Source organism: Ilumatobacter coccineus YM16-304 (assembly GCF_000348785.1).
In the GTDB taxonomy this organism is placed as follows: Bacteria; Actinomycetota; Acidimicrobiia; order Acidimicrobiales; family Ilumatobacteraceae; genus Ilumatobacter_A; species Ilumatobacter_A coccineus.
In genome coordinates, this window is sequence record NC_020520.1 from 455,777 (window position 1) to 477,354 (window position 21,578).

Annotated in this window: 21 protein-coding genes; 12 read left to right on the forward strand and 9 right to left on the reverse strand. The window is 66.1% G+C overall.

Going from position 1 to position 21,578, the window contains the following annotated elements:
• Window position 1: 1 nt before the first annotated feature.
• The 7 genes from nuoH to YM304_RS02140 are packed head-to-tail and all read left to right on the forward strand — an operon-like array spanning window position 2 to window position 8,020.
• The gene (gene nuoH / locus YM304_RS02110) at window positions 2–1,225 is read left to right on the forward strand and encodes an NADH-quinone oxidoreductase subunit NuoH (protein ID WP_015439975.1); all 1,224 of its coding nucleotides are present in this window, start codon (window positions 2–4) and stop codon (window positions 1,223–1,225) included.
• Entirely contained in the window at window positions 1,225–1,911 is a 687-nt protein-coding gene (locus YM304_RS21770) for a NuoI/complex I 23 kDa subunit family protein (RefSeq protein ID WP_015439976.1), read from the forward strand. Before nuoH ends, YM304_RS21770 begins: the two co-directional genes overlap by 1 nt.
• Window positions 1,908–2,498 carry an NADH-quinone oxidoreductase subunit J family protein gene (locus YM304_RS02120; RefSeq protein ID WP_015439977.1) on the forward strand — a complete coding sequence of 197 codons (591 nt, stop codon included), beginning with the start codon at window positions 1,908–1,910 and terminating at the stop codon, window positions 2,496–2,498. The genes YM304_RS21770 and YM304_RS02120 overlap by 4 nt, the downstream gene beginning before the upstream one ends.
• On the forward strand, window positions 2,495–2,824 hold the full coding sequence (nuoK, locus tag YM304_RS02125; protein WP_015439978.1) for an NADH-quinone oxidoreductase subunit NuoK: 330 nt from the start codon (window positions 2,495–2,497) through the stop codon (window positions 2,822–2,824). The genes YM304_RS02120 and nuoK overlap by 4 nt, the downstream gene beginning before the upstream one ends.
• Window positions 2,825–2,826: 2 nt before the next feature.
• Window positions 2,827–4,860: an NADH-quinone oxidoreductase subunit L gene (gene nuoL, locus YM304_RS02130; RefSeq protein ID WP_015439979.1), complete on the forward strand. Its 2,034-nt coding sequence runs from the start codon at window positions 2,827–2,829 to the stop codon at window positions 4,858–4,860.
• On the forward strand, window positions 4,857–6,494 hold the full coding sequence (locus YM304_RS02135) for an NADH-quinone oxidoreductase subunit M (protein WP_015439980.1): 1,638 nt from the start codon (window positions 4,857–4,859) through the stop codon (window positions 6,492–6,494). Before nuoL ends, YM304_RS02135 begins: the two co-directional genes overlap by 4 nt.
• Complete coding sequence (locus tag YM304_RS02140; protein WP_015439981.1) at window positions 6,491–8,020, forward strand: NADH-quinone oxidoreductase subunit N; 1,530 nt, start codon at window positions 6,491–6,493, stop codon at window positions 8,018–8,020. Before YM304_RS02135 ends, YM304_RS02140 begins: the two co-directional genes overlap by 4 nt.
• A 16-nt stretch (window positions 8,021–8,036) precedes the next feature.
• Here YM304_RS02140 and YM304_RS02145 read toward each other — a convergent pair whose 3' ends face one another.
• The 3 genes from YM304_RS02145 to YM304_RS02155 all read right to left on the reverse strand — a co-directional run bounded on the left by YM304_RS02145 (window position 8,037) and on the right by YM304_RS02155 (window position 11,380).
• Window positions 8,037–9,869 carry a nuclease-related domain-containing DEAD/DEAH box helicase gene (locus YM304_RS02145; protein ID WP_015439982.1) on the reverse strand — a complete coding sequence of 611 codons (1,833 nt, stop codon included), beginning with the start codon at window positions 9,867–9,869 and terminating at the stop codon, window positions 8,037–8,039.
• 69 nt (window positions 9,870–9,938) lie between these two features.
• Window positions 9,939–11,159 carry an HNH endonuclease signature motif containing protein gene (locus YM304_RS02150; RefSeq protein ID WP_015439983.1) on the reverse strand — a complete coding sequence of 407 codons (1,221 nt, stop codon included), beginning with the start codon at window positions 11,157–11,159 and terminating at the stop codon, window positions 9,939–9,941.
• Window positions 11,156–11,380 carry a hypothetical protein gene (locus YM304_RS02155; RefSeq protein WP_015439984.1) on the reverse strand — a complete coding sequence of 75 codons (225 nt, stop codon included), beginning with the start codon at window positions 11,378–11,380 and terminating at the stop codon, window positions 11,156–11,158. The genes YM304_RS02150 and YM304_RS02155 overlap by 4 nt, the downstream gene beginning before the upstream one ends.
• A gap of 95 nt (window positions 11,381–11,475) precedes the next feature.
• Here YM304_RS02155 and YM304_RS02160 point away from each other — a divergent pair, with 95 nt between their 5' ends.
• Window positions 11,476–12,429, forward strand: coding sequence for a hypothetical protein (locus YM304_RS02160; RefSeq protein ID WP_015439985.1), 954 nt, complete (start codon window positions 11,476–11,478; stop codon window positions 12,427–12,429).
• A gap of 12 nt (window positions 12,430–12,441) precedes the next feature.
• Here YM304_RS02160 and YM304_RS02165 read toward each other — a convergent pair whose 3' ends face one another.
• The 5 genes from YM304_RS02165 to YM304_RS21775 all read right to left on the reverse strand — a co-directional run bounded on the left by YM304_RS02165 (window position 12,442) and on the right by YM304_RS21775 (window position 16,632).
• Window positions 12,442–12,957 (reverse strand): hypothetical protein, encoded by a 516-nt coding sequence (locus tag YM304_RS02165; protein WP_041297914.1) that lies wholly within the window; start codon window positions 12,955–12,957, stop codon window positions 12,442–12,444.
• Between the two features lie 166 nt (window positions 12,958–13,123).
• A complete protein-coding gene (locus YM304_RS02170; protein WP_154723271.1) occupies window positions 13,124–13,783 on the reverse strand; it encodes a hypothetical protein in 660 nt (219 codons plus the stop codon).
• A gap of 175 nt (window positions 13,784–13,958) precedes the next feature.
• Window positions 13,959–14,927 carry an SRPBCC family protein gene (locus tag YM304_RS02175; protein WP_015439988.1) on the reverse strand — a complete coding sequence of 323 codons (969 nt, stop codon included), beginning with the start codon at window positions 14,925–14,927 and terminating at the stop codon, window positions 13,959–13,961.
• 17 nt (window positions 14,928–14,944) lie between these two features.
• A complete protein-coding gene (locus tag YM304_RS02180) occupies window positions 14,945–15,286 on the reverse strand; it encodes an ArsR/SmtB family transcription factor (protein ID WP_015439989.1) in 342 nt (113 codons plus the stop codon).
• Between the two features lie 50 nt (window positions 15,287–15,336).
• Entirely contained in the window at window positions 15,337–16,632 is a 1,296-nt protein-coding gene (locus YM304_RS21775; RefSeq protein ID WP_051071269.1) for a GGDEF domain-containing protein, read from the reverse strand.
• A 90-nt stretch (window positions 16,633–16,722) separates the two neighbouring features.
• Here YM304_RS21775 and YM304_RS25340 point away from each other — a divergent pair, with 90 nt between their 5' ends.
• Genes YM304_RS25340 through trxA form a run of 4 tightly spaced genes read left to right on the forward strand, consistent with a single transcriptional unit; the run spans window position 16,723 to window position 21,139 of the window.
• Window positions 16,723–17,058 (forward strand): hypothetical protein, encoded by a 336-nt coding sequence (locus YM304_RS25340; protein ID WP_070105276.1) that lies wholly within the window; start codon window positions 16,723–16,725, stop codon window positions 17,056–17,058.
• The gene (locus tag YM304_RS02195) at window positions 17,058–17,330 is read left to right on the forward strand and encodes a DUF1971 domain-containing protein (protein ID WP_015439992.1); all 273 of its coding nucleotides are present in this window, start codon (window positions 17,058–17,060) and stop codon (window positions 17,328–17,330) included. The genes YM304_RS25340 and YM304_RS02195 overlap by 1 nt, the downstream gene beginning before the upstream one ends.
• A 58-nt stretch (window positions 17,331–17,388) precedes the next feature.
• Window positions 17,389–20,697, forward strand: a complete 3,309-nt coding sequence (locus YM304_RS02200) for a TM0106 family RecB-like putative nuclease (RefSeq protein ID WP_015439993.1) — start codon at window positions 17,389–17,391, stop codon at window positions 20,695–20,697.
• 19 nt (window positions 20,698–20,716) lie between these two features.
• Window positions 20,717–21,139 carry a thioredoxin gene (gene trxA, locus YM304_RS02205; RefSeq protein WP_015439994.1) on the forward strand — a complete coding sequence of 141 codons (423 nt, stop codon included), beginning with the start codon at window positions 20,717–20,719 and terminating at the stop codon, window positions 21,137–21,139.
• On the opposite strand, the gene YM304_RS02210 is transcribed toward trxA, so the two are convergent.
• A complete protein-coding gene (locus tag YM304_RS02210; RefSeq protein ID WP_015439995.1) occupies window positions 21,117–21,545 on the reverse strand; it encodes a DoxX family protein in 429 nt (142 codons plus the stop codon). The two genes, trxA and YM304_RS02210, sit on opposite strands and share 23 nt — an antisense overlap.
• Between the last annotated feature and the right edge of the window lie 33 nt (window positions 21,546–21,578).

Consider the following 21,578-nt stretch of genomic DNA (forward strand, 5'->3'; position numbering starts at 1 on the left):
CATGTTCGCGATTGACCCCATTCTCGAAGGCGAGCTGCTCTGGACGCCGCTGCTGATCGTCCTGGTGAAGGTGCTCGTCATCTTCGTCGTCGGACTGCTCGGCACGATGTTCATGGTGTGGTTCGAGCGCAAGGTCGTGTCGGGCATGCAGAACCGCATCGGCCCGAACAAGGCCGGTCCGTTCGGTCTGCTCCAGACCCTCGCCGACGGCATCAAGTCGTTCTTCAAAGAGACGTTCCGCCCGTCGAAGTCCGACCCGTTCCTCTACAAGCTCGCGCCGTACCTGATGTTCGTGCCCGCGTTCCTGGTGTGGGCCGTGCTGCCGCTCGGCGGCGACTTCTCCGACGGCAAAGACGGCACGATCACGATCTTCGGTGAAGTGACGCGAGTGCAGTTGGCCGACCCGCAGCTCGGCATCCTGCTGGTGCTGATGTGCTCGTCGATCGCGGTCTACGGCGTCATCCTCGCCGGTTGGGCGTCGGGCTCGAAGTACCCACTGCTCGGCGCCGTTCGCGGTTCGGCCCAGATGATCTCGTACGAAGCGGCGCTCGGCCTGAGCCTCGCCGCCGTGCTGCTCTCGAGTGGCAGCCTGAGCACGGCGAGCATCGTCGGTTCGCAGAACAGCCTCGCCGACTGGAACATCGTCGCCACCGGCATCGTCCCGTTCGTCATCTTCGTCATCGCGGTCACCGCCGAACTCAACCGCCCGCCCTTCGACCTCGTCGAAGCCGAGCAAGAACTCGTGTCGGGCTTCAACACCGAGTACGGCGGCATCGGCTTCGCCCTGTTCTTCCTCGCGGAGTTCATGAACGTCATCACGATGTCGGGCATCGTCGTCACGCTGTTCCTCGGCGGACCGCAGCCGGTCATGCTCGGCGACTTCAACCTGTTCGGGTTCGCCGGCGCCGTGGGCGGCACGCTGTGGTTCGTCCTCAAGCTGTTCCTCTTCCTCTACATGTTCGTCTGGTTCCGTGCGACGCTTCCTCGCCTCCGCTACGACCAGTTGATGGATCTGGGCTGGAAGGTCATGATCCCGATCTCACTCGGTTGGTTCCTGCTGCTCGCCGCACTCCGCGAGTTCTCGCCTGAAGGAAGCTCGAGCGACAGCGTGCGGGTCACCGCGATCTGCGTCGCCGTCGGAGCCGTGGCGATCAGCCTCTTCATGCTGGCGCTCAAGGTCAGCCGCAAGAATCGACTCGCCGACACGACAGGAGCTCCCGTCTGATGGGCTACTTCGAAGGATTCGCCATCACGATGCGTCAGCATCGTCTGTTCGGCGGCAAGCAGGTGACCACCGAGTACTCGGGCGGTCGCCGCGCGAAGAAGAAGGGCACCGACGCCAAAGAGGTGCAGGGCGACACGAAGATCCCCAAGCCCGAGCGGCTGCACGGGCGTCACGTCCTCAACCGGTACGAGGACGGCATGGAGAAGTGCATCGGGTGTGAGCTGTGTGCAGGTGTCTGCCCGGCCAACTGCATCCACGTGCGCGGTGCCGACAACGACCCGGTCAACCCCACGTCGCCGGGCGAACGCTTCGGCTACGTCTACGAGATCAACTACCTCCGTTGCATCCACTGCGACCTGTGTGTCGAGGCGTGCCCGACCGAGGCGATCACCGAATCGAAGCTGTTCGAGTTCAGCTTCACCAACCGGCAGGACGCGATCTACACCAAGTCCGAACTCGTCGTCGACGACACCGGCATGCCCCAGAAGCTGCCGTGGGAAGACTGGCGTGAAGGCGACGACGTGCTCACGTCGGGCTGGATGCGCGCCACGTCACCGTCGGGCGACGCCACGTTCGAAGGCGAAGTCGGCTGGAGCAACGAACTCGGACACGGCACCCGTGCGCCCGAACCGAAGCAGGCCGAGCGTGACGCATCGGTCACCGGCGTGAAAGTCGTGAAACGATGATCGCCGCCACCGACGCCACGATCATCGAGTACATCGTCTTCTTCGCCGCATCGCTCATGATGCTCGGCGGTGCGCTCGGCGTGATCCTCTTCAAGAACCCGGTGCACGCTGCACTCGGCATGGTGCTCACACTCTTCGGTGTCGCCGTGCACTTCGTCGCCCAGGAAGCGCACTTCCTCGCCGCCGTGCAGGTCATCGTCTACGCCGGCGCGATCGTCGTGCTGTTCCTGTTCGTCATCATGCTGCTCGGCGTCGACAAATCGGCCGATCTGTCGGTCGAACCGATCAAGATCCAGCGCCCGCTCGCCGGAGTCATGGCCGTCGGCCTGTTCGGGCTGATCGTCGCTGCCGTCGCCAAGGCCGGTGGCGCACTGACCGAGAACAACGTGGCGCCGCCCGGACGCGAACTGCTCACCGACGACGCGTTCAACGGCGACTCCAACATCCAGCGCCTCGGACAGAACCTCTACAACGACCACGTCTTCGCCTTCGAACTCACGTCGGTGCTGCTCATCGTCGCCGTCGCCGGCACGGTGCTGCTCACCCGCAAGTGGCCACGAGGCATGGAGATGGAGAACAGCAAATGATCGCTGCCATCGAACCGTCCTGGTACCTGATCGTCTCGGCACTGCTGTTCTCGATCGGCGCGTTCGGGCTCCTCGTCCGTCGCAACCCGCTCGTGATGTTCATGTGCATCGAGTTGATGCTCAACGCCGCCAACCTCACGTTCGTCGCCGTGGCGACGAAGTTCGTCGGCAACGACGTCGTCCGTGACATCAACGGCCAGACGGCGGTGTTCTTCGTGCTCGTCGTCGCCGCCGCCGAAGTGGTGGTCGGGCTCGGCATCCTCGTTTCGATCCTCCGACGCCGACCCGGCGCCAACGCTGACGACCTCGCGGAACTGAAGGGCTGACCATGACAGAACTCGTGTGGCTCATTCCCGCGTTCCCGCTGTTGGGCTTCCTGCTCATCCTGGTCGGTGGACGCAAGCTCGGTGAACCGAAGGCCGGTCTGCTCGCCACCACCATGGTGGCCGCCAGCTTCGTGGTCGCCGTCGCGATCTTCTTCGACCTGCTCGGCATGTCGGCCGAGGAGCGGTCGCACACCGAGACGTTGTTCTCGTGGGTGCCCGTCGGCGACCTGCAGATCGACATGGCGTTCCTGGTCGACCCACTGTCGATCACCATGTGCCTGTTCGTCACCGGCATCGGTGCGCTGATCCACCTGTACTCGATCGGGTACATGCACGGTGACCCGAAGTTCTCGAAGTTCTTCCTGTACCTCAACCTGTTCATCCTGTCGATGACGTTGCTGGTGCTCGGGTCGAACCTGCTCGTCACCTTCCTCGGTTGGGAAGGCGTCGGCACGTGCTCGTACTTCCTCATCTCGTTCTGGCACACGAAGGATGCCAACGCCACCGCCGGCAAGAAGGCGTTCGTCACCAACCGCATCGGTGACTTCGGCGTGATGCTGGCGATGTTCCTCGCGTTCGGTGCGGTCGGCTCGATCGATTACGCAGTCATCAACGACTCGGCGCTCGCCGGCACGCTCACGCAGGCGACCGCCACCGGCATCGCCGCACTGCTGTTCCTCGGAGCCGTCGGCAAGTCGGCGCAGCTCCCGCTCTACGTGTGGCTCCCCGACGCCATGGCCGGACCCACCCCGGTCTCGGCGCTCATCCACGCGGCCACCATGGTCACCGCCGGTGTGTTCCTCATGGTGCGCATCAACCCGGTGCTCGGCGCTGCCGCCGACTGGGTGCCGATGCTCATCGCGTGGGTCGGTGCACTGACCGCACTGTTCGCCGCGTCGATCGCGCTCGCGCAGAACGACATCAAGAAGGTGTTGGCCTACTCGACGGTGTCGCAACTCGGCTACATGTTCCTCGCCGTCGGTACGGGCGCGTACGTCGCCGCCATCTTCCACATGATCACGCACGCCTTCTTCAAGGCGCTGCTGTTCCTCGGCTCGGGTTCGGTCATCCACGGGATGCACGACGAGCAAGACATGCGCAAGATGGGCAAGCTGCTCAAGTTCATGCCGATCACGGCGGGCACGTTCATCATCGGCTGGCTCGCGATCGCCGGAGTGCCGCCGTTCGCCGGCTTCTGGTCGAAAGACGAGATCCTGCTGTTCGCCCTCGCCGAGAGCCCGGTGCTCTACGTCCTCGGCATCATCACGGCGATCCTCACCGCGTTCTACATGACCCGTCAGGTCATCATGACCTTCTTCGGTGAGCAGAAGTGGGGCAGCCACGCCAACGAAGCCGAAGCTGCCGAACTCGACACCGCCGACACCGGTGACGAGACCGACGAGGCCACCGAGCCCGCACCGGTCGAGACGCACGGCGCTCACGGTGAGTTCAAGCCGCACGAGTCGCCGCCGTTCATGCTGTTGCCGCTCGTCGTGCTGGCCGGACTCGCCATCGTGGGCGGCATCATCCAGCTCCCGTCGCTCGGCATCATCCCGAAGAACGCGCAGCACAAGCTGCTCGACTGGCTGCACCCGCTGGTCGAGTTCGGCGAAGGCGCCGAAGAGCGTGGCATCGGTGAAGCGATCATCACCGACACGTGGGCGTACGACAACAAGGTGCTGCTCATCGCGATCGCCGTGGCGTGTGCGCTCGGCGGCATCTTCCTGGGTTGGCTCGTCTATCAGAAGCGCCGCCTCAAGGCGATCGAGCCCGACCTGCTGGCTCGCGGTTGGGGCTACGACGACGCCATCGCGTGGTTCATGGGCAAGCCCGGACGCGCCGGCTTCCAGGCGGTCGCCGACGGCGACGGCAAGCTCGTCGACGGCGCCGTCAACGGTGTCGCCACATTGGTTCGTGAAACCGCTGGTCAGGCTCGCAAGGCCCAGACCGGCTACGTCCGGCAGTACGCCGGCGTGATCGGGATCGGCGTCGTGCTGCTCCTCGGTTGGTTCGTCGTGATTCGAGGAATTCTGTGATTGCAGCTGAAGCCGCCGGCCACTCGGCTGGCGCGTTCCCACTCCTGTCGGCGCTGATCTTCCTGCCGATGCTCGGCACGGTCGGCATTCTGTTCACGCAGAAGTCGCGCCCCGACTACGCGAAGTTGATCGCGTTGCTCACGTCGGTCATGACGGGTGCGTTGAGCATCTGGATGCTCAAGGAGTTCTCGACCGACGAGTCCGGCTTCCAGTTCGTGTCGCAACACACGTGGATCGAGCAGTGGGGTATCGGCTGGCACCTCGGCGTCGACGGCATCTCGCTGTTCCTGGTGGTGCTCACCGGTGTGCTGTTCCCGCTCGTGATCGTGGGCATCGACCCGCACCACGACGAGAAGCCGTACCTGGCGTGGCTGCTCATGCTCGAGGCGGGCGTGATGGGCTCGTTCCTGTCGCTCGACCTCTTCTTGTTCTTCCTGTTCTTCGAGATCGTGCTCGTCCCGATGTACTTCCTCATCGGTGGCTGGGGCTACGAGAACCGCGAGTACGCGGCGACGAAGTTCTACCTCTACACGTTCCTCGGTTCGGCCTTCATGATGGTCGGCCTCATCGCCACGGCGATGCTCGCTCGTGACGATCTGGGCAAGGTCACCTTCGACCTCGTCGAGATCGCCGAAGGCGCGAACTTCGCTGCGTCGACCGGGCGCTGGCTGTTCTTCGGCTTCGCCATCGCCTTCGCGGTGAAGGTCCCGATCTTCCCGTTGCACACCTGGCTGCCCGACGCGCACACGCAGGCCCCCACGGCCGGTTCCGTCGTCCTGGCCGGCGTGATGCTCAAGCTCGGTACGTACGGGTTCCTGCGCTTCGGCCTCTACCTGTTCCCCGAAGCGGCGGTGTGGAGTCGTTCGCTCTGGCTGACGCTTGCGGTCATCGGCATCATCTACGGCGCCATCGCCGCCACGATGCAGAAGGACCTCAAGCGGCTGGTCGCCTACTCGTCGGTGGCACACCTCGGGTTCATCGTGCTCGGCACGTTCGCCTTCACGTCGCAGGCCATCAGCGGCTCGGTGCTGCAGATGATCAACCACGGCGTGTCGACCGGCGCGCTGTTCCTGTTCGTCGGGTGGATCTACGAGCGTCGCAAGACCCGTCAGATCGCCGAGCTCGGCGGCATCCAGTCGGTCGCGCCGATCTTCGCAGCCGGCTTCATGATCGTCATGCTCAGCTCGATCGGTGTGCCGGGTCTCAACGGCTTCATCGGCGAGTACCTCATCCTGCTCGGCTCGTTCCAGTCCGCCCGTTGGTGGACGGTCGTGGCGACCGCCGGTGTGATCCTGGCGGCGCTCTACCTGCTGTGGGCGTACCAGCGTGTGTTCCACGGCGAGGCCGACGACGACAACAAGACGTTCCCCGAACTGCGGGCCAAGGAAGCGATGGTGTTGCTGCCGTTCATCGCCGCCATCGTGTTCACGGGCGTCTATCCCAAGCCGTTGCTCGATCGCATCGAGCCGTCGGTCGAGGTGCTCGTCACGCACGTCGAGGAGAACAGCAGCCTGACGCAACCCGACATCGGTACCCAGCGCGGCGAGTTCGAAGCCGAGCACGGCGATGACCACGGAGACGACCACGGTGACGAAGACGAAAGCCACGACGAGGGAGAGGAGCACGGCGAATGAACTTCATGACTTCCGTGCTCGCACAAGCTGAGCAGATCGTGCATCCCGAAGTCGGTTGGTTCGCGCTGTCCCCGATGATCGTCATGGTCGCCGGAGCACTGGTGCTCATGGTCGCCGGGGCGCTCACCCCGCAGTGGCCCAAGGGTCTGTACGCCGCAGCATCGGCCACGATCGCCGGCGCCGCTGCCGTGTTGGCGATGGTCAACTGGGACGACATCAGCGACGAGGGCACCTCGACGCTCGTCGCCGGTGCCATCGCCTTCGACACGTTCGCGATGATCTCGACCATCACGATCGCCGTCGCCGTCGTGTTGGTGTCGATGCTCACCGACAACGCGATCCGCAACACGCCAAACGACGGGCCCGAGGTCTACGCGCTCTATCTCGTCGCCGCCGTCGGTGGCATCGTCATGGCGTCGGCCAACGATCTCATCGTCCTGTTCCTCGGACTCGAGACGTTGTCGCTGGCGCTGTACGTGCTCGCTGCGTCGAACCGTCGCTCCGACGAGTCCGCCGAGTCGGGTCTCAAGTACTTCATCCTCGGTGGCTTCGCGTCGGCGTTCTTCCTCTACGGCATCGCGCTCGTCTACGGCGCCGTCGGCTCCACCAACATCAACGAGATGGTGCAGGCCCTGTCGCTCGGCTTCGACGAGAACAACGACGCGCTGGCCCTCGCTGGCGTCGCGTTGATGATGGTCGGCCTCGGCTTCAAGGTCGCGGCCGCTCCGTTCCACGTGTGGACGCCCGACGTCTACCAGGGCGCTCCGACCCAGGTGACGGCGTTCATGGCGTCGGTCGGCAAGACCGCAGCGTTCGGTGCGATCATCCGTGTGCTGATCGTGGCGCTGCCGTTCTACCGAGACGACTGGCGCCCGATCATCTGGGTGCTCGCCGTCCTGTCGCTGGTCATCGGTTCGGTGCTCGCTGTCGTCCAAGACAACGTCAAGCGCATGCTCGCCTACTCGTCGGTGTCGCATGCCGGTTTCCTGCTCGTCGGTGTCGAAGCCGCTGCGCACACCGCCGGCGAGTCGAACCCCGGTGCAGGGCTGCCCGAGGTGGCGCTGTACCTGCTGCTCTACTCGGTGCTCGTCATCGGTTCGTTCGGCGTGGTCACCGTCATCACGATGCAGAACGGCAACGATTCGTCGCTCTCCTCGTTCAAGGGCCTCGCCAAGCGGCGCCCGACGCTGGCGATCGCCTTCACCGTGTTCCTGCTCGCGCAGGCGGGTGTGCCGTTCACGTCGGGCTTCGTGGCGAAGTTCGGTGTGATCCAGGCAGCGGTCGAAGAGCGCAGCTACGCCATCGCGATCATCGCGATGGTCAGTGCGGTCATCGCCGCCTTCCTCTACCTGCGGATCATGATCAGCATGTGGCTGCACGACGCCGACGAGGATGCGCCGACGGTCAGCGTTCCGCTCAGCGCCGCGTTGGCGATCGGCTCCGCCGCGATCTTCACGATCGTGGTCGGCCTGGTTCCGGGTTGGCTCATCGACGCCACCCAGACCGTCACCGAACTCGCCAACTGACCGGCCGGTCTCGCCGTCAGGCGATCGCCGGTGCTTCGAGCCTGGTGACGACAGGGGCCGCCCATTTCTCGAAGGTCGACTGGAACGGCGCGATGCCGAGGTCGGCGTTGACCACCGAGACGTACGAGTGGGCCCCGGTCCAGTTGCCTTTGGCTCTGGTCATCGACACGTAGGCGAGTCGGCGAGCGCCGATGGACACACCGATGCCCATGACGAGGGTCGGGGTCTCCCAGCCCTTGAAGCTGTGGATCGTGCAGCCTTTGATGCCATCGGCATCAGGCCAGAAGCGATGCTTCCGACGCCCGCGCTCAGCCTTGGTCCGGCCGAAGGCGTGATTCACCCGGTAGCCGGCAGCCTCGATCTCGTGGACCGCACGGATTCCGTCGTCATGGCTCTCGAGCAGGAACGCGATGTCGGAGAGAACGAGCCCTTTGTTCGTTTCGAGGAGTCGAATGACCTCACGGCCGACCTCCGTCCCGAGATCACTCGGGCGGTCGATGTTGCGCCAGCGGCGAATCGATCGTGAGTGCGAGGTGCCTTCGTCGGCCACGTCTTCCTCGGGACACGTTCCCGAGAGCTTCTCGCCTGGGAGGAACCGCTCAGCGAAGGCGTTGGCGATCGGGGTGAGGTCGCTGGGCATGCGGTACGACCCGGACAGCTTGGTCCAGCGTCCCGAGAACCCAGCACCGAGCATCTGATCCTCGTCGGTCCACGACCGCTTCTCGTACACGTCTTGTGTGGGGTCGGCGACGAGCAGCATCTCGCCGTCGTCGACGACGACGTGCTCACGAAGGAGGTTCCACCAGTCGAGCGTGAAATCCTGGCCTTCGTCGATGAGTACCGCGTCGAAGCGAGGAGCGTGTCCGAGTTCGCACGCCTCGCGAGCGCGGAGGACGATCTCGTCGAACCACTCCACGTCGGGGTGGCGCATCGTCAGCACACCGGTGCGCTCCGCATCGTCGACGATGCGTCGACAAAGCGAATGGAAGCTCACGCAGGTGACCCGTGTCGGGTTCGCTCCGTACTCCCGGCAGCGAGCGTTGACCAGTGTCCGGAGGTAGTTGGTGAGCGTGACGTTGAAGCTGAGCACGAGGACCTGCTTGCCGTCGGCTGCGAGCCGTGCCGCTCGCGCCGCGAGCCCGAACGACTTGCCCGATCCAGCCGCTCCTCGCACCCGGCGGATTCGCGCGTTGGACGGGTTGCGCTCGATGTTGGCCGCGTCCGGCGAGAGTCGCGCTGGTTGGCGAAGTTCGGTCAGGATCGACGACTCTGCCAGGCTGCGCCGCAATCGGGCCAATGACGACGACACGGGAGTGGTGCATCCGCGACCACGGACGATCCGGTCGATCGATTGGCGAAGACCGTCGCCGCCCCACACGGCGACACCGTGCTCGTCGTCGGTCACCGACGGCTGTTCGACGAGCTTGCGTGCTTGCTCGTTCGACATCTGCGGAAAGACGACGACGGCCCGCACGGCCTCGGTCGGGTGTTGCCCTTGGTCGGGGGTGGCGAAGTGGTTGTCGAAGATGCTGGTGCGGTAGCGGTATGCCTGATACCGCGGCTGCTCCGCGCACGCGGTCCAGCCACCGGCGTGGGATCGGTGTTCGATGACGCCGTCGTCTCGTTGTCGGTACAACGTCGGACGCCAGTCCTTGACCTCGATCGCGCACACACCGAAGCGGTCGTGGACGGCGATGAAGTCGGGAAGGTCGGGGCCGACACGCGGTTGGATGTAGACGGTCCAACCGTCATCGAGCGTCTCGAGCGCCCGCGCGGTCTCACGTTCGCCGTCGTTCAGCGGCGTGACGAGATGATTGAGCTCATCGAGAGACGGACGGAACTGTGCCACTCGCAGTGTTTCGGCACGTGTGTGACGTCACTTGAATGGGGGTGGCTGGCGTGCCCGACCCGCTGCGGATCAGGCGGCGGTTTGTCGGCCTGGCGGGCCGGTGCAGCGGATGCGACCGTCGGGGAGGGTGAGTGTGAGCTCGCGGTTCGGTCCGAGTTCGATGATCCAGTCGTCGTTGTGGATCTTGGTGTGGTGCACAGCGCACACGGGAAGCAAGTTGTCGAGATCGGTGCGGCCCCCGTTGCGCCACCACACGACGTGGTGGAGTTTGCAGCGGTCGTAGTTGGTGGTGCAGCCGGGAATGGCACACGACCCGTACAGGGCTCGTAGCGCTCGACGCTGCGCCCGGTTCGCGAGCCGAGTCGAACGACCGAGATTCAGATTGCCTGGCGCGTGGAGCACAACGCCGTTGCGAACGACGATGCCGATCACATCGGCGCTCGCGGCGAGGTCGGCAAGCACCCGTGCTGGGAGTTCGACGGGGATGTTGAACTCGACCGCAGGCCCGGCAGCGGACGGAGGCGCATCGGCGTCGATGACCGCAACGAACTCGGGCCGGCCGCTCGCGGCGTGGCCGGCCTTGCCGTCGACGAGGTGTGCGAGTGCGTGGGCGGCGAGGAACTTGTTCTTCTCGACCGGGTCGGTCGGGCAGTGCTCTGGCACCCGCTCAGCGAACAAGGATTGGGTGGCAGCGTCGAGTTTGTTGGCGAGGCGGAGTCCGGTGACGGGGTCGAACTTGCCGCGGATGTTCCACATGCCGTCGAGGTCGATCCATGTCGACAGTCGAGTGTTCTTCTTCTGGCGGGTGAGCCGGTCGTCGCCGTCGTCGGACTGCAGCTTCTTGATCTCCAGGTCGAGCCGCTTGCCGAACTGCTCGATCGTGCCGTGCTCGGCAACACCCGCGAGCTGATCAGCACGGTCCAAGAACTCGGCGCGCTGCTCGTCGTCAAGCCGCTTCGACCCACGCGTCACCGCATCGACGTGACCGGCGGTGATCGCACCCTCGGCGAGCGCATCGGCGAGCGTGGGCGTGGCGGCCAAGGTGTCGGATCGCTCTTTGGTCTTGGTGGCCGCACCGACCGAGCAGCGATTGGTGTCGGCAATGGTCGCCTCGGGAAACGAATCGACCCGTGACAGCTGGGCGATCAAGCCGGCTTCCTGTGCATCGGCCCACGCCCGAATCGAACGCACATCGATCAACGCCGAAGCGACGTGCTCGCGCTCGGCATTCGCATCAGCGAGCACCGCAGCCACACCGGCCGCCCGCCTCCCGATGGTGATCGGAGTCATGATGACATTGTATCGAACAGGTGTTCGATCGTCAACCATGATGTCAGGCGCTTCTGATCTCGGGGCGGGGTGGAGACCGCGACCCGGGCCGCACGGCGCGAGTGAACGTGCAGATCGTGGCCGTCGGAGATCTGTGCGTCGTCGAGGGTGGTGGGGAGGTCGCAGAGGGAGGTGCGCAGCTCGTCAAACGAGGTGCCGGAGTCGTCCGCGCGTCGTGCCATGCCAGAGATGGCGGCACGCGAATATCGGAGATCGGGTCATCGTGAGAGGTGTACGTTCGCGCGCGTCCGATATCCCGAGTGAGAAGGAGCGTTGCATGACGAACGATGCGAAGAACAACCACGAGGTGCCGCTGCCAGACTCCGCATCGAACGCGGGGCTCTCCAGGCGATCGGTGCTCGGCGCGGCGGCGGTGTTGAGCGGCGCGAGCCTGGCTGCGCTGGCCCGCGGCGAGGCCGTCAGCGCCGGCCCGGCCGCACTGCACCACGCGGTCTCGCCGCCGGTCGACGGATTGTCGTACATCACCCTCGACGCCTTCGCGTTCCACGTCGCTGACACCGCATCGACCACCTATCGGCTGTATCAGGAGCTCACCGGCATGCAGCCACAGCCGGCACCGAACTACCTCGATGCGCCGCTCACGATTCCGATCGGATCGTCGGTCAGGCAGCTCAACATCGGCTACCAGGGCACGCCGGTCATCTCGATCGCGCGCCGAACGCTCACCGGGACCATCGCGAACGTGACCACCCCCACCACCCTCGATGGAGGCGGTGGCGCCAAGACGCAGACTCTCGATGTCGACGCGCTTCTCGAGCACGATGGCACCTACACGGTCCGCGCCTTCTGCAGCGTCGGTGACTCCGTGTACGGCATGACCGTCGGATACGCGCCTCCGGCCGCGATGGCCGCCGAGCCGACGCCCGCGTACGTGCCCTACACGGGTGCCGACCCCAGAGCGCTCGACACCCGCACGACCGGCAAGATCGGGCCGAACGCGGAAGTGGTCGTCGACCTGTCGTCGTACGTCGAGGCGGCAGCAACCGCGGCCGTGATCAACGTGACCGCCGTGCAGGTCACTGGTCGCGGCTACCTCGCGGTGTTCCGCGACGGCATCGAGTGGCCCGGCAACGCGTCGGTCAACTCGACCGAACCCGGCCAAGACGTCGGCAACAACGTCATCACCGCGATGCAAGACGGCAAGATCAGAATCCGGACCGGTCCGATCAGCAGCCACATCGTCGTCGACGTCGTCGGCTCCCTGCTGTAGCCGAACCGCTGCTCAGCGGATGCCGATGGTGCAGGGGATGTCGCCGGTGATGGTGCGCTCGGCAGGCTGGTCGTCGAACACCGGAGGGCCGGTGCGATCGGTGATCGGCCCATCCTGCGTGAGGGTGAGTACGAAGCGCACGATGCCGTACACGCCGTCCGCTTCGATCACCTCGGCCGACCCGACGCCGGTGAACATCACCGACGTGTTGTCGAGGCCACCGCGACTGCGCACCGGGAACGTACCGTCGTCGGTCACCGAGGTCACCGCGGTCATGTTGAACGGAAACTGGGCCTCGGGTTCGGTGGTCGCGTTGTCGAAGGCGATCGACACCGACACACCCGGAGACGCAGCGTCATCGACAGCGCCTTCTTCGAAGCCCATCCGAGCCAGCTCGCACTCACCGGTGACGTCGAAGGTCCGGCCCTCCGGCTCGACGGTGATCGTGGCGGTTCCGAGATTGGCGTCCCCGGCCCCGCTGTCTTCGGCCTCTGGTTCCGCTTCTACCGGCTCGGCCGACGCCTCCATTTCCGGATCTGCTGGTTCCGTTTCGGAATCACTCCCACCGCACGCCACGAGGGCGAGGGTAAGCGACACCACGACGGCTGGACCTCGATGTGAACGGCGCATCGCGCAAACCCTAGATGGGTCTCGCGAGCGGTGCGCTCGAATACTCGCGGGAGGGGACGCTCGGTCAGCCGTCGTCGAGGGCTTCGAGCCATTCGGTCCAGAAGGGCTTCCACTGATCGACGTCGGCTGGCTCGGTGAGCTTCTCGTGTGACACGGTGACGGTGGCTCGGCCGTTGGCCTTCTCCTCGATGGCGATGCCGACGGTGCCGACGTCGAGCCGGATGCGAGGCATCTTCACGCCGGGTCGTGACCGCATCTCCGACGCCATGCCGCCGAACAGATCGGCGCGATCGGCATCGTCGTAGAGCATGGCTCGCAACGCATCGGCGTCGATGGTGATGGTCCGTGACACCGCTGCGGTGAACGTGCCGTCCGCCATCTGGTTGACGAGTCGCCGGCCCGTGATGCGTTCCCAGCCGACGGTGATGCCCTGCCCCCACCACCCGGTCACGTCGAACTCCGCCAGCACGCGGGCGGCGACAGCGGCGTGACCCTGGTCGGCTTCGGGCCACGATTCGATCAGATCGCACCACTCGTCCCAGCCCTTGCCGGTGTGCTCCCGCACCGACTCGCCGGACTGCTCGGGTGGCGTCACCCACACCCGCTTGCGGGAGCCGGACGATGCGGCCTGCTCGATGAGGACGCGCCGGGCCGCGCCGTAGCGCTCGCCGGTCTTGGCCATACGAGCGCGGATGCGCTTCTTGAAGGAGGCGTTGGAGGTCATGATGTCTGCTTTCAGCGCGCCGCCGCAGCGGACCTCGCACGTCCCAGCCACTCGGCGCGACCGATCAGATGGTCGACCCGATGCCGAGCACTCGAGGTGCCCTTTGCCTCCATGAGCCGGTGGTGCGAGCGCCGGTGCGAAGGTCTGGCGAAGCATCTCGCCGACGCCAAGAGTATCAGGGAGCGATGATCGCTTCGAGGCGTGCGTACGACGTCTCGATCCCGTCGGCCATCCCGGTGGCGAGGATCTGATCGCGCAGCTCCTTCGTCGGGTACGTGATGACCACGGTGAGCAACGTGCCGCCGTCGACAGGGTGCAGTGTCATCTCATTGCGCGTCGAGGGCCCGTCGGTGCCGGCCATGCGCTCGGTGGTGACCGATCGCTGCGGCGGGTCGGCCTCGAGCAGTGTCCCTTCGAATCCGAAGGCGTTCTCGCCGTCGTCCGACTCCCAGCCATAGCGATAGGAGTCGCCGACCTCGACCGCCGGCTCGCACACCGGCATCGTCCAACCATCGGGGCCGAGCATCCACTGACGGATCAGCGCCGCGTCGTGGTGCGCCTGCCACACCTGCTCGACCGTGCCGCGAATGACCCGACTCGCACGCACTCGGGTGTCGTCGAGTTCGGTGAGATCGAGCGAGCCGGCGGCGAACGAAGCGAGGTCGGCGAGCACGGCGTCCATCTGACCGAACGCAGCCGTCGCTCCCTCGACCATGCCCATCGCCACGAGCTGCTCCATCGCGTCGACGCTCGGGAACGTGGTGACCGACGTGAAGCGCGAGCCGTCGGGCGTGCTCTCGAACGTCATCTCCATGGTCATCGACGGCATGTCATCGTTGGCTTCGCCATCGTCACCGGTGAACCCGTCGCGCGTGACGAGGCGACGCTGTGGCTCGATCGCCTCGACCACCCAGTACCCGCTCGACGTCTCGCCGTCGGGTCCGGTCATGAAGTAGTCGGAGCGGCCGCCGACGACCATGTCGTGGCGCGTGAACGTGGCGGGCCACTCGGGCGGCCCCCAGAACTTCTCGATCTGGCGCGGATCGACCCACGCGTTCCAGAGTCGTTCGACCGAGCAGGCGTAGTCGCCGACGAGAGTCATGGTCAGCGCGTCGGGGTCGGACGTGACAGAGGTGATGGGCATGTCGGGTTCTTTCTGAGTCAGGCGTCGGGCTCGGCGAGCACGGCGTCGAGTTGGCTGAAGCGTGCGTGCCACAGCTGTTCGAGTTCGGTGAGGAGACGGCGGGCGCGGGCGATCTGGTCGGGCGCGGCGCGCACGATTCGTTCGCGCCCGTTCGGGTGCTTGGTGACGAGGCCGGCCTCGGCGAGTACCCCGACGTGCTTCTGCACGGCGGCGAAGCTCATGTCGTAGTCGCCGGCGAGCTCGCTCACCGAGGCCTCGCCGAGGAGGGTGCGGCGAACGATGTCGCGCCGCGTCCGATCGGCCAGCGCCCGGAAGACGCGGTCGACCTCCTCGTCGGACAGTTCAGTACCTACAACCATATGGTTGTATATAAGTGGAGAGCGTGTCAGGTGTCAAGCCCGACGACGCTTCAGGTGAGCGGCGCCGTGTCGTAGGCGGCGGAGTCGCCGACCACAAGGCGGTCGCGTCCTTCGGCCTTTGCCCGCATCAGCGCTTGATCGGCGGCATCGAGGATCTCTTGGAAGTCGTGACTCGTCGTCGAATCGGCGAGCCCCAGGCTGGTCGTGAACGACGGGACGGTGGCCGTGCCGAGCGCGTCGGCCAACCGCTCGCGAAGTCGATGCAGCACCGGAGCGGCGGTGATCACGGTGGCACCCGGAAGGATGATGACGAACTCCTCGCCGCCGTGACGGCACACGATGTCGCTCTCGCGAACCGTGTTCTGCAGCACACGCGCGAACAGTCGCAGGGCTCGGTCGCCCGTGTCGTGGCCGTAGGTGTCGTTCAGCTGCTTGAAGTGGTCGAGGTCGGCCATGGCGACGGCAAAGGGTGTGTCGTCGCGGCGCAGGCCCCGCACCAGATTCTCGGTCGCTCGCCGGTTGAGCAGCCCGGTGAGCGGATCGGTGTCGGCCTGCAACTGCGACTGCCGCATCGCTCGGATCATTCCGAGCCGGGCCCCGAACGTGACCGCAGCATCCTCGAGTTGGGTCTTGGCGATCTTCAGGTCACGGTCGTCGACCGGCGTCTCCTGCAGCGCGTGGAGCACGGCGGCGGGAGCCCCGAGCACGGCGATCGGAATGCACGTCGCACGTACCCCGTCGGGAAGGCTCCGCTCGCGCAGCCGCGGACACGCGGCCAGACCGTTCGGGTCGTCGAAGTCGAGCGTCTGCCCGCGTTGCACCGCCGGGCACGAGCCGGGAGTCGACACACCACACCCAGGAGCGTCGTGCCCGTTGCCGACCGTGCTGCGGTCGATGTGCGACTGACTCGAATCGGCCACGAGGATCTCCGACGGTCCAGCATGAGCGACCGCCAACGCGTCGCCGGCGATCTCGAACAGCCCGTCTTCCGTCTCGGCCATGTCGAAGGCCTGCTGTACGTCGCGGTGGAAACCCTGCGACTTGGCGTGCGCTTGGAGGTGCCGCTGGTGGCTGGCGATGATCTCGGCGATCTCCAGGTTGCGGTTGCGGATCGGGATCACCGACGACACGGTCAGCGCACCGAGGGAGAGCACGAGGTGGATCGACAGCTCGGCAGCGAGCCGCCCGTTCGAGTTCGCGCCGGTGTCGAAGAACAGCTCGACGAGGCTGCGGGCCACGACGAACGCGGCGGTCAACCCGACGAACATGCGGACCACCTGCATGGCGACGTTGCGGCGACCGAGCCGCTCCTGCAGAAGCTGATGCCCGCTGGGCTCGGAGTCCATGATGTCGGTATCGGCACGGCGGCCGCCGCTCTTGAGGCGAGAAGTCGACGCTCCGTGACGCACTGCCACCCAGGGTGCGAAGATGATGCGATGTCGTTCAACAGCCTGCGCTCGACGGCGTCAGCGTTCTCGATCATGTCGGTCGCATCGGTCGGGTCGATCTCATCCATCGCCTCGACCGGCTCCATCCTGTCGATCGCCTCGACCGGTTCGATCCTGTCGATCGGGTCCGCTGGCTCGATCCTGTCGATCGGGTCGGCCGGTTCGATCCTCAGCCAGAACTCGGCCGGTCGCATCCTCCACCGCGACCAGCAACGCATGCAGTCCGGCGACGTCGCCAAGCACATCGCTGCGGTCGCCGCTGTCGGCCTTGCCGCAGCAGCGATCACTGCTGCCGCCGCACGATTCGTGCGAGCATCGCGCTGATGGAACTTCCCGAGGGATTGACCCTGCAACGAACGACGCCGACGTTCGACGAGACGACGGTGCCTGCGGCGCTGCGCAAAGCACACCTCGTCGCCGACGGCGTGTGGGGTCGCCTCGTCGTGGCGTCGGGGTCGGTCGGGTTCGTGTTCGACGATGATCCCGACGCGGTGCGCACTGTGTCGGCCGGCGAGTCACAGGTGATTCCGCCGGCTCGCCCGCACCACCTCGTCGTCGACGGGCCGGTCGCCCTGGCCGTCGAGTTCCACCGCTGACCTCGGCGCGGTCGGCGCGATCCGACGGAACGCGATTTCGCTGAGCACACTGGGTGTCGTGGTCGCCCTCATCTCCCCATCCAAGATCTCTGCATGGCTGGAGTGCACGCACACGTTCACGTTGCACCGACTCGTCGAGTCGGGCGAGTTGACGTTCGAACGTGGCGGCCTCGGCGAGATGGCCAACATGCTCATGGCCAAAGGCCAGGCGCACGAAGACGCCGTGCTGGCCCGCTACGAAGCCGCCGGCAAGTCGATCTTCCGAGTCCCCGAGCAGGAACGCGGCGAGAGCTTCGAGGCGTGGGTGGCCCGCGTCGGCAACCCGATGGCCGACGGCTGGGACGTCATCTACCAGATGCCGCTCGTCCACGACGGTGTGCGTGGCGTCGCCGACTTCCTCATCCGCGTCGATGACCACTACGAAGCGGTCGACGCGAAACTGGCCCGCGCCGAAGCCAAGCCCGGCCATGTGCTGCAACTCTGCTTCTACGCCGACGCGGTCGAAGCGCTCACCGGAGCACGCGGCGAACACATCCATCTCGAACTCGGGTCGGGCGTCCTCGAGACGATTCGACTGGCCGAAGTCGACCCGTACTGGCGCCGCATCCGCGGCGCGCTGTGGCGGGCGCTGGAGAAGCCGTCGAAGACGGTCGCCGAGAAGTGCAGCCACTGCGATTTCTGCGAATTCCACCAGGTGTGCAACGACGAGTGGCGCGCCGCCGACTCGTTGGTCTTCGTCGCAGGGGCTCGACGCGCCGACCGCGACGCCCTGGCCGCGTCCGACATCGACACGATGGCCGCACTCGCGAACGCGACCCGAGCCCCCGCCGACGTCGACCCCGATCGCTTCGCCAAGCTCGCCGACCAGGCCCGACTCCAGATCGAGTCGCGCGGTGCCGAGGGTGGGCGGCCCGTCTTCGAACCCCTCGTCGACGCATCGGGCTGGGCCGAACTGCCCGAGCCCGACGAGGGCGACATCTTCCTCGACTTCGAAGGCCACCCGTTCTGGTCACCGGAGGAGGGACTGTTCTTCCTCTTCGGGCTGATCCAGCGCGTGTCGTCCGATCCCGAAGACTGGGAGTTCGTCGAGTTCTGGGCGCACGACCGTGACGAAGAGGCGGCCGCCACCGCAGCCCTGATCGATCACATCGTCGCCCGCCGAGCCGAGTACCCGGGCATGCACGTGTACCACTACAACCACACCGAGCGCACCTCACTGCAGCGCCTCACGACCGACCACGGCGTCCGCGAACTCGTGCTCGAACAACTCATCGCGACCGGCGCGTTCGTCGACCTGTTCCCGATCGTGACCGGATCGATCATGCTCGGCGCCGAGTCGTACGGGCTCAAGCACGTCGAACTGCTCACCGAATACGAGCGCGGGCACGACATCGACCAGGGCGCTGGCGCCGTCGTCGAGTACGAGCGGTGGATGACCGACGCCGACCCCGAGACGCTTCGCCGCATCGCCGACTACAACGAAGACGACGTGCGCGCCACCCGCGACGTGCGCGACTGGCTGGTGGCGCAACGCCCCGCCGACGCGGCATGGCGCCCGGCCGTGCTCGACGTGATCGAGCACGACGAGGAACGCGACCAGCGGATCGAGGCGCTTCACGCGTTCGGCCCCGGCACCCCCGAACATCTCATGGGCGACCTGCTCGGCTACTGGCGTCGTGAGCGGCGGGCCGTCGCCGCCGACGTCTACCGCCTCGCCGTCGCCGATGTGGCCGACCGTCGCGAGGCGCCCAGCGCGATCGTCGACCTCGAGTTCCAAGAGCTCGAAGATCAGTTCAACGCGCGCGGCAAGAAGCGTAAGTGGCCTGCGGCGGTGTTCACCTTCCCGGAGCAGCCGATCGACCTCGACATCGGACGCGGCTCCGACCTCATCGTCGCGCTGAGCGAGCAGGAATGGGTCTTCTACAAGGTCGAGGCGATCGACCACGACGCACGCGAGTTGCGCCTGACCTGGACGCGTGACCACCAGGAGTCGGGTGCGATGCCGACGAGCCTCGTGCACTGGGTGTGGTTCAACGAGGGCGCCAAGCTCGACGCGTTGGAGACCCTCGGTGACCAGATGCTGGCCGGCGCAGCGAACTCCCCGGCGCACGCGTTGCTGCGCCGCGAACCGCCGCGGTTCACCGCAGGGCACGGTCCGGCGTCGGGCGTGTTCGCACCCGATGTCGCCGACATCTCGCAGTGGGCGCAGCATCTCGACGTGTCGGTGGTGCCGGTGCAGGGGCCGCCCGGAACCGGCAAGACCTACACGGGCGCCCGGCTGATTCGAGCGCTGGTCAAGAGTGGCAAGCGCGTCGGTGTGACGGCGATGAGCCACCTCGCGATCGAGAACCTGATGCGTGCCGTGGTCGAACACTTCGTCGAAGAAGGTGACCTCGACGGGCTGCGCGCCGTGCACAAGAACAACGGTGGGCACGTCGAGTCGATCTCGTACGTCAACGACAACGCATCGGTGGCCGACGGTCCGTACGACATCATCGGCGGCACCTCGTGGCTCTTCGCGAGCACGGCGATGCGCAATGCACCGGTCGACGTGCTCGTGGTCGACGAGGCCGGCCAGCTCGGTCTCGCCGACACGATGGCGGCGGCGATCTCGGCGTCGAGCGTGATCCTGCTCGGCGACCCCCAGCAGCTCCCGCAGGTGTCGCAGGCGACGCATCCCAACGGATCGGGAGCCAGCGCGCTCTCACACCTGCTCGACGGCGAGGCCACGATCGGACCCGACCGCGGCGTGTTCCTCGACACGACGTGGCGGATGCACTCCGACGTGAGCGGCTTCATCTCCGACATCACCTACGAGGGGCGGCTCGGCGTCGACCCGTCGTGCGACGCACAGTCGACCGAGATCGGCGGCACCGGTCTGCGCTGGTTGCGAGCGACGCACAATGGCTGCTCCACCTCCTCGGAGGTCGAGGCGCAGTTGATCGCCGAGAAGATCCGGTGGCTGATGAACACGCCGTGGACCGATCAGTACGGCAACGTCGAGAAGCTCCGGCCGAAGGACTTCATGGTCGTCGCGCCCTACAACGATCAGGTGCATCTGATCGACGAGGTGTTCTCCAGTCACAAGCGCCTGGCGAAGGTCGACGTCGGCACCGTCGACAAGTTCCAGGGCCGCGAGGCGGCCGTCGTGTTCTTCTCGATGGCGACGTCGTCGTCCGATCAGATGTCTCGCGCCGCCGACTTCCTGTTCTCGCGCAACCGACTCAACGTCGCCATCAGCCGAGCCCGCTGCTTGGCCTACCTGGTGTGCACCGAGTCACTGCTGTCGACGCGAGCGAAGTCGGTCGACGACATGAAACTCATCGGCTCCCTCTGCGCCTTCGTCGAGCGCGCCGACGAAGTCTGAGCGTTCGTACACTGAGTGCATGGCCGGAAACATCGTGTCCTGTCCCTCGTGCCACGCGAAGAACCGGGTGCCGTCGAGTTCGTCGGGGAAGCCGACGTGCGCCAAGTGCCATGCCGATCTGCCCTGGCTCGTCGACGCCACCGACGGTGACTTCTCCGCTGCCATCGACACGTCGCGTCTGGTGCTCGTCGACCTCTGGGCGCCCTGGTGCGGGCCGTGCAAGATGGTCGCTCCGATCCTCGAGAAGCTGTCGAAGGACTTCGCCGGCGCCCTCAAGGTCGTGAAGGTCGACGTCGACCAATCACCGATGACGGCGCAGCGCTATTCGGCGTCGAGCATTCCGATGCTCCTGTTCGTCCGTGACGGCGACGTGATCGATCGGGTCGTGGGAGCACAGCCCGAACACGTCTTGCGCGCAGCTATCGAGCAGCAACTCGCCTGAGGTAAGTCCACGCGCCGGTCGAGAACAGGGCCCACGCCACCAACACCGGCTGGAAGAACAGCCGGGCGAATCGCTTGGTGTCGGTGTCGAGACCGAACGCATCGGTGCCCTCGACCCATTGCGCGATGTTGCCCGGGAAGATGACGACGAAGAAGGCGGCGGCGATGGTGCCGACGATCGCCCGGTGTCGGGGGAGCGCGATCAGCGCGAGCCCGAGACTGATCTCGACCACGCCGGAAACGATCACGACCAGGTCGTCGCCGACGGGAAACCAGTCCGGCACCTGAGCCTGGAACTCGTCCCGCTGCGTCGTCAGATGGCTGACGCCTGCGGCGAGCAGCACGCCGCCCAGGAGCCACCGCAACACGTCGCGCAGCGTGGAGGTCTCGGTGGCAGCAGCCGTCATCGCCTCATCCTGCCGTCCGCGTCACCGTGTAGC

What these genes read in the sequence shown, in the direction of transcription:
- YM304_RS02165 (WP_041297914.1), bottom strand. Translation starts at nt 12,957, where the DNA reads ATGGAGGCGTCGGCCGAGCCGGTAGAAGCGGAACCAGAGGCCGAAGAC.
- nuoH (WP_015439975.1), top strand. Translation starts at nt 2, where the DNA reads ATGTTCGCGATTGACCCCATTCTCGAAGGCGAGCTGCTCTGGACGCCG.
- YM304_RS25340 (WP_070105276.1), top strand. Translation starts at nt 16,723, where the DNA reads ATGTCGTTCAACAGCCTGCGCTCGACGGCGTCAGCGTTCTCGATCATG.
- YM304_RS02140 (WP_015439981.1), top strand. Translation starts at nt 6,491, where the DNA reads ATGAACTTCATGACTTCCGTGCTCGCACAAGCTGAGCAGATCGTGCAT.
- YM304_RS02180 (WP_015439989.1), bottom strand. Translation starts at nt 15,286, where the DNA reads ATGGTTGTAGGTACTGAACTGTCCGACGAGGAGGTCGACCGCGTCTTC.
- YM304_RS02195 (WP_015439992.1), top strand. Translation starts at nt 17,058, where the DNA reads ATGGAACTTCCCGAGGGATTGACCCTGCAACGAACGACGCCGACGTTC.
- nuoL (WP_015439979.1), top strand. Translation starts at nt 2,827, where the DNA reads ATGACAGAACTCGTGTGGCTCATTCCCGCGTTCCCGCTGTTGGGCTTC.
- nuoK (WP_015439978.1), top strand. Translation starts at nt 2,495, where the DNA reads ATGATCGCTGCCATCGAACCGTCCTGGTACCTGATCGTCTCGGCACTG.
- YM304_RS02175 (WP_015439988.1), bottom strand. Translation starts at nt 14,927, where the DNA reads ATGCCCATCACCTCTGTCACGTCCGACCCCGACGCGCTGACCATGACT.
- YM304_RS02150 (WP_015439983.1), bottom strand. Translation starts at nt 11,159, where the DNA reads ATGACTCCGATCACCATCGGGAGGCGGGCGGCCGGTGTGGCTGCGGTG.
- YM304_RS02210 (WP_015439995.1), bottom strand. Translation starts at nt 21,545, where the DNA reads ATGACGGCTGCTGCCACCGAGACCTCCACGCTGCGCGACGTGTTGCGG.
- YM304_RS02120 (WP_015439977.1), top strand. Translation starts at nt 1,908, where the DNA reads ATGATCGCCGCCACCGACGCCACGATCATCGAGTACATCGTCTTCTTC.
- trxA (WP_015439994.1), top strand. Translation starts at nt 20,717, where the DNA reads ATGGCCGGAAACATCGTGTCCTGTCCCTCGTGCCACGCGAAGAACCGG.
- YM304_RS02170 (WP_154723271.1), bottom strand. Translation starts at nt 13,783, where the DNA reads ATGACCTCCAACGCCTCCTTCAAGAAGCGCATCCGCGCTCGTATGGCC.
- YM304_RS02155 (WP_015439984.1), bottom strand. Translation starts at nt 11,380, where the DNA reads ATGGCACGACGCGCGGACGACTCCGGCACCTCGTTTGACGAGCTGCGC.
- YM304_RS21770 (WP_015439976.1), top strand. Translation starts at nt 1,225, where the DNA reads ATGGGCTACTTCGAAGGATTCGCCATCACGATGCGTCAGCATCGTCTG.
- YM304_RS21775 (WP_051071269.1), bottom strand. Translation starts at nt 16,632, where the DNA reads ATGGACTCCGAGCCCAGCGGGCATCAGCTTCTGCAGGAGCGGCTCGGT.
- YM304_RS02160 (WP_015439985.1), top strand. Translation starts at nt 11,476, where the DNA reads ATGACGAACGATGCGAAGAACAACCACGAGGTGCCGCTGCCAGACTCC.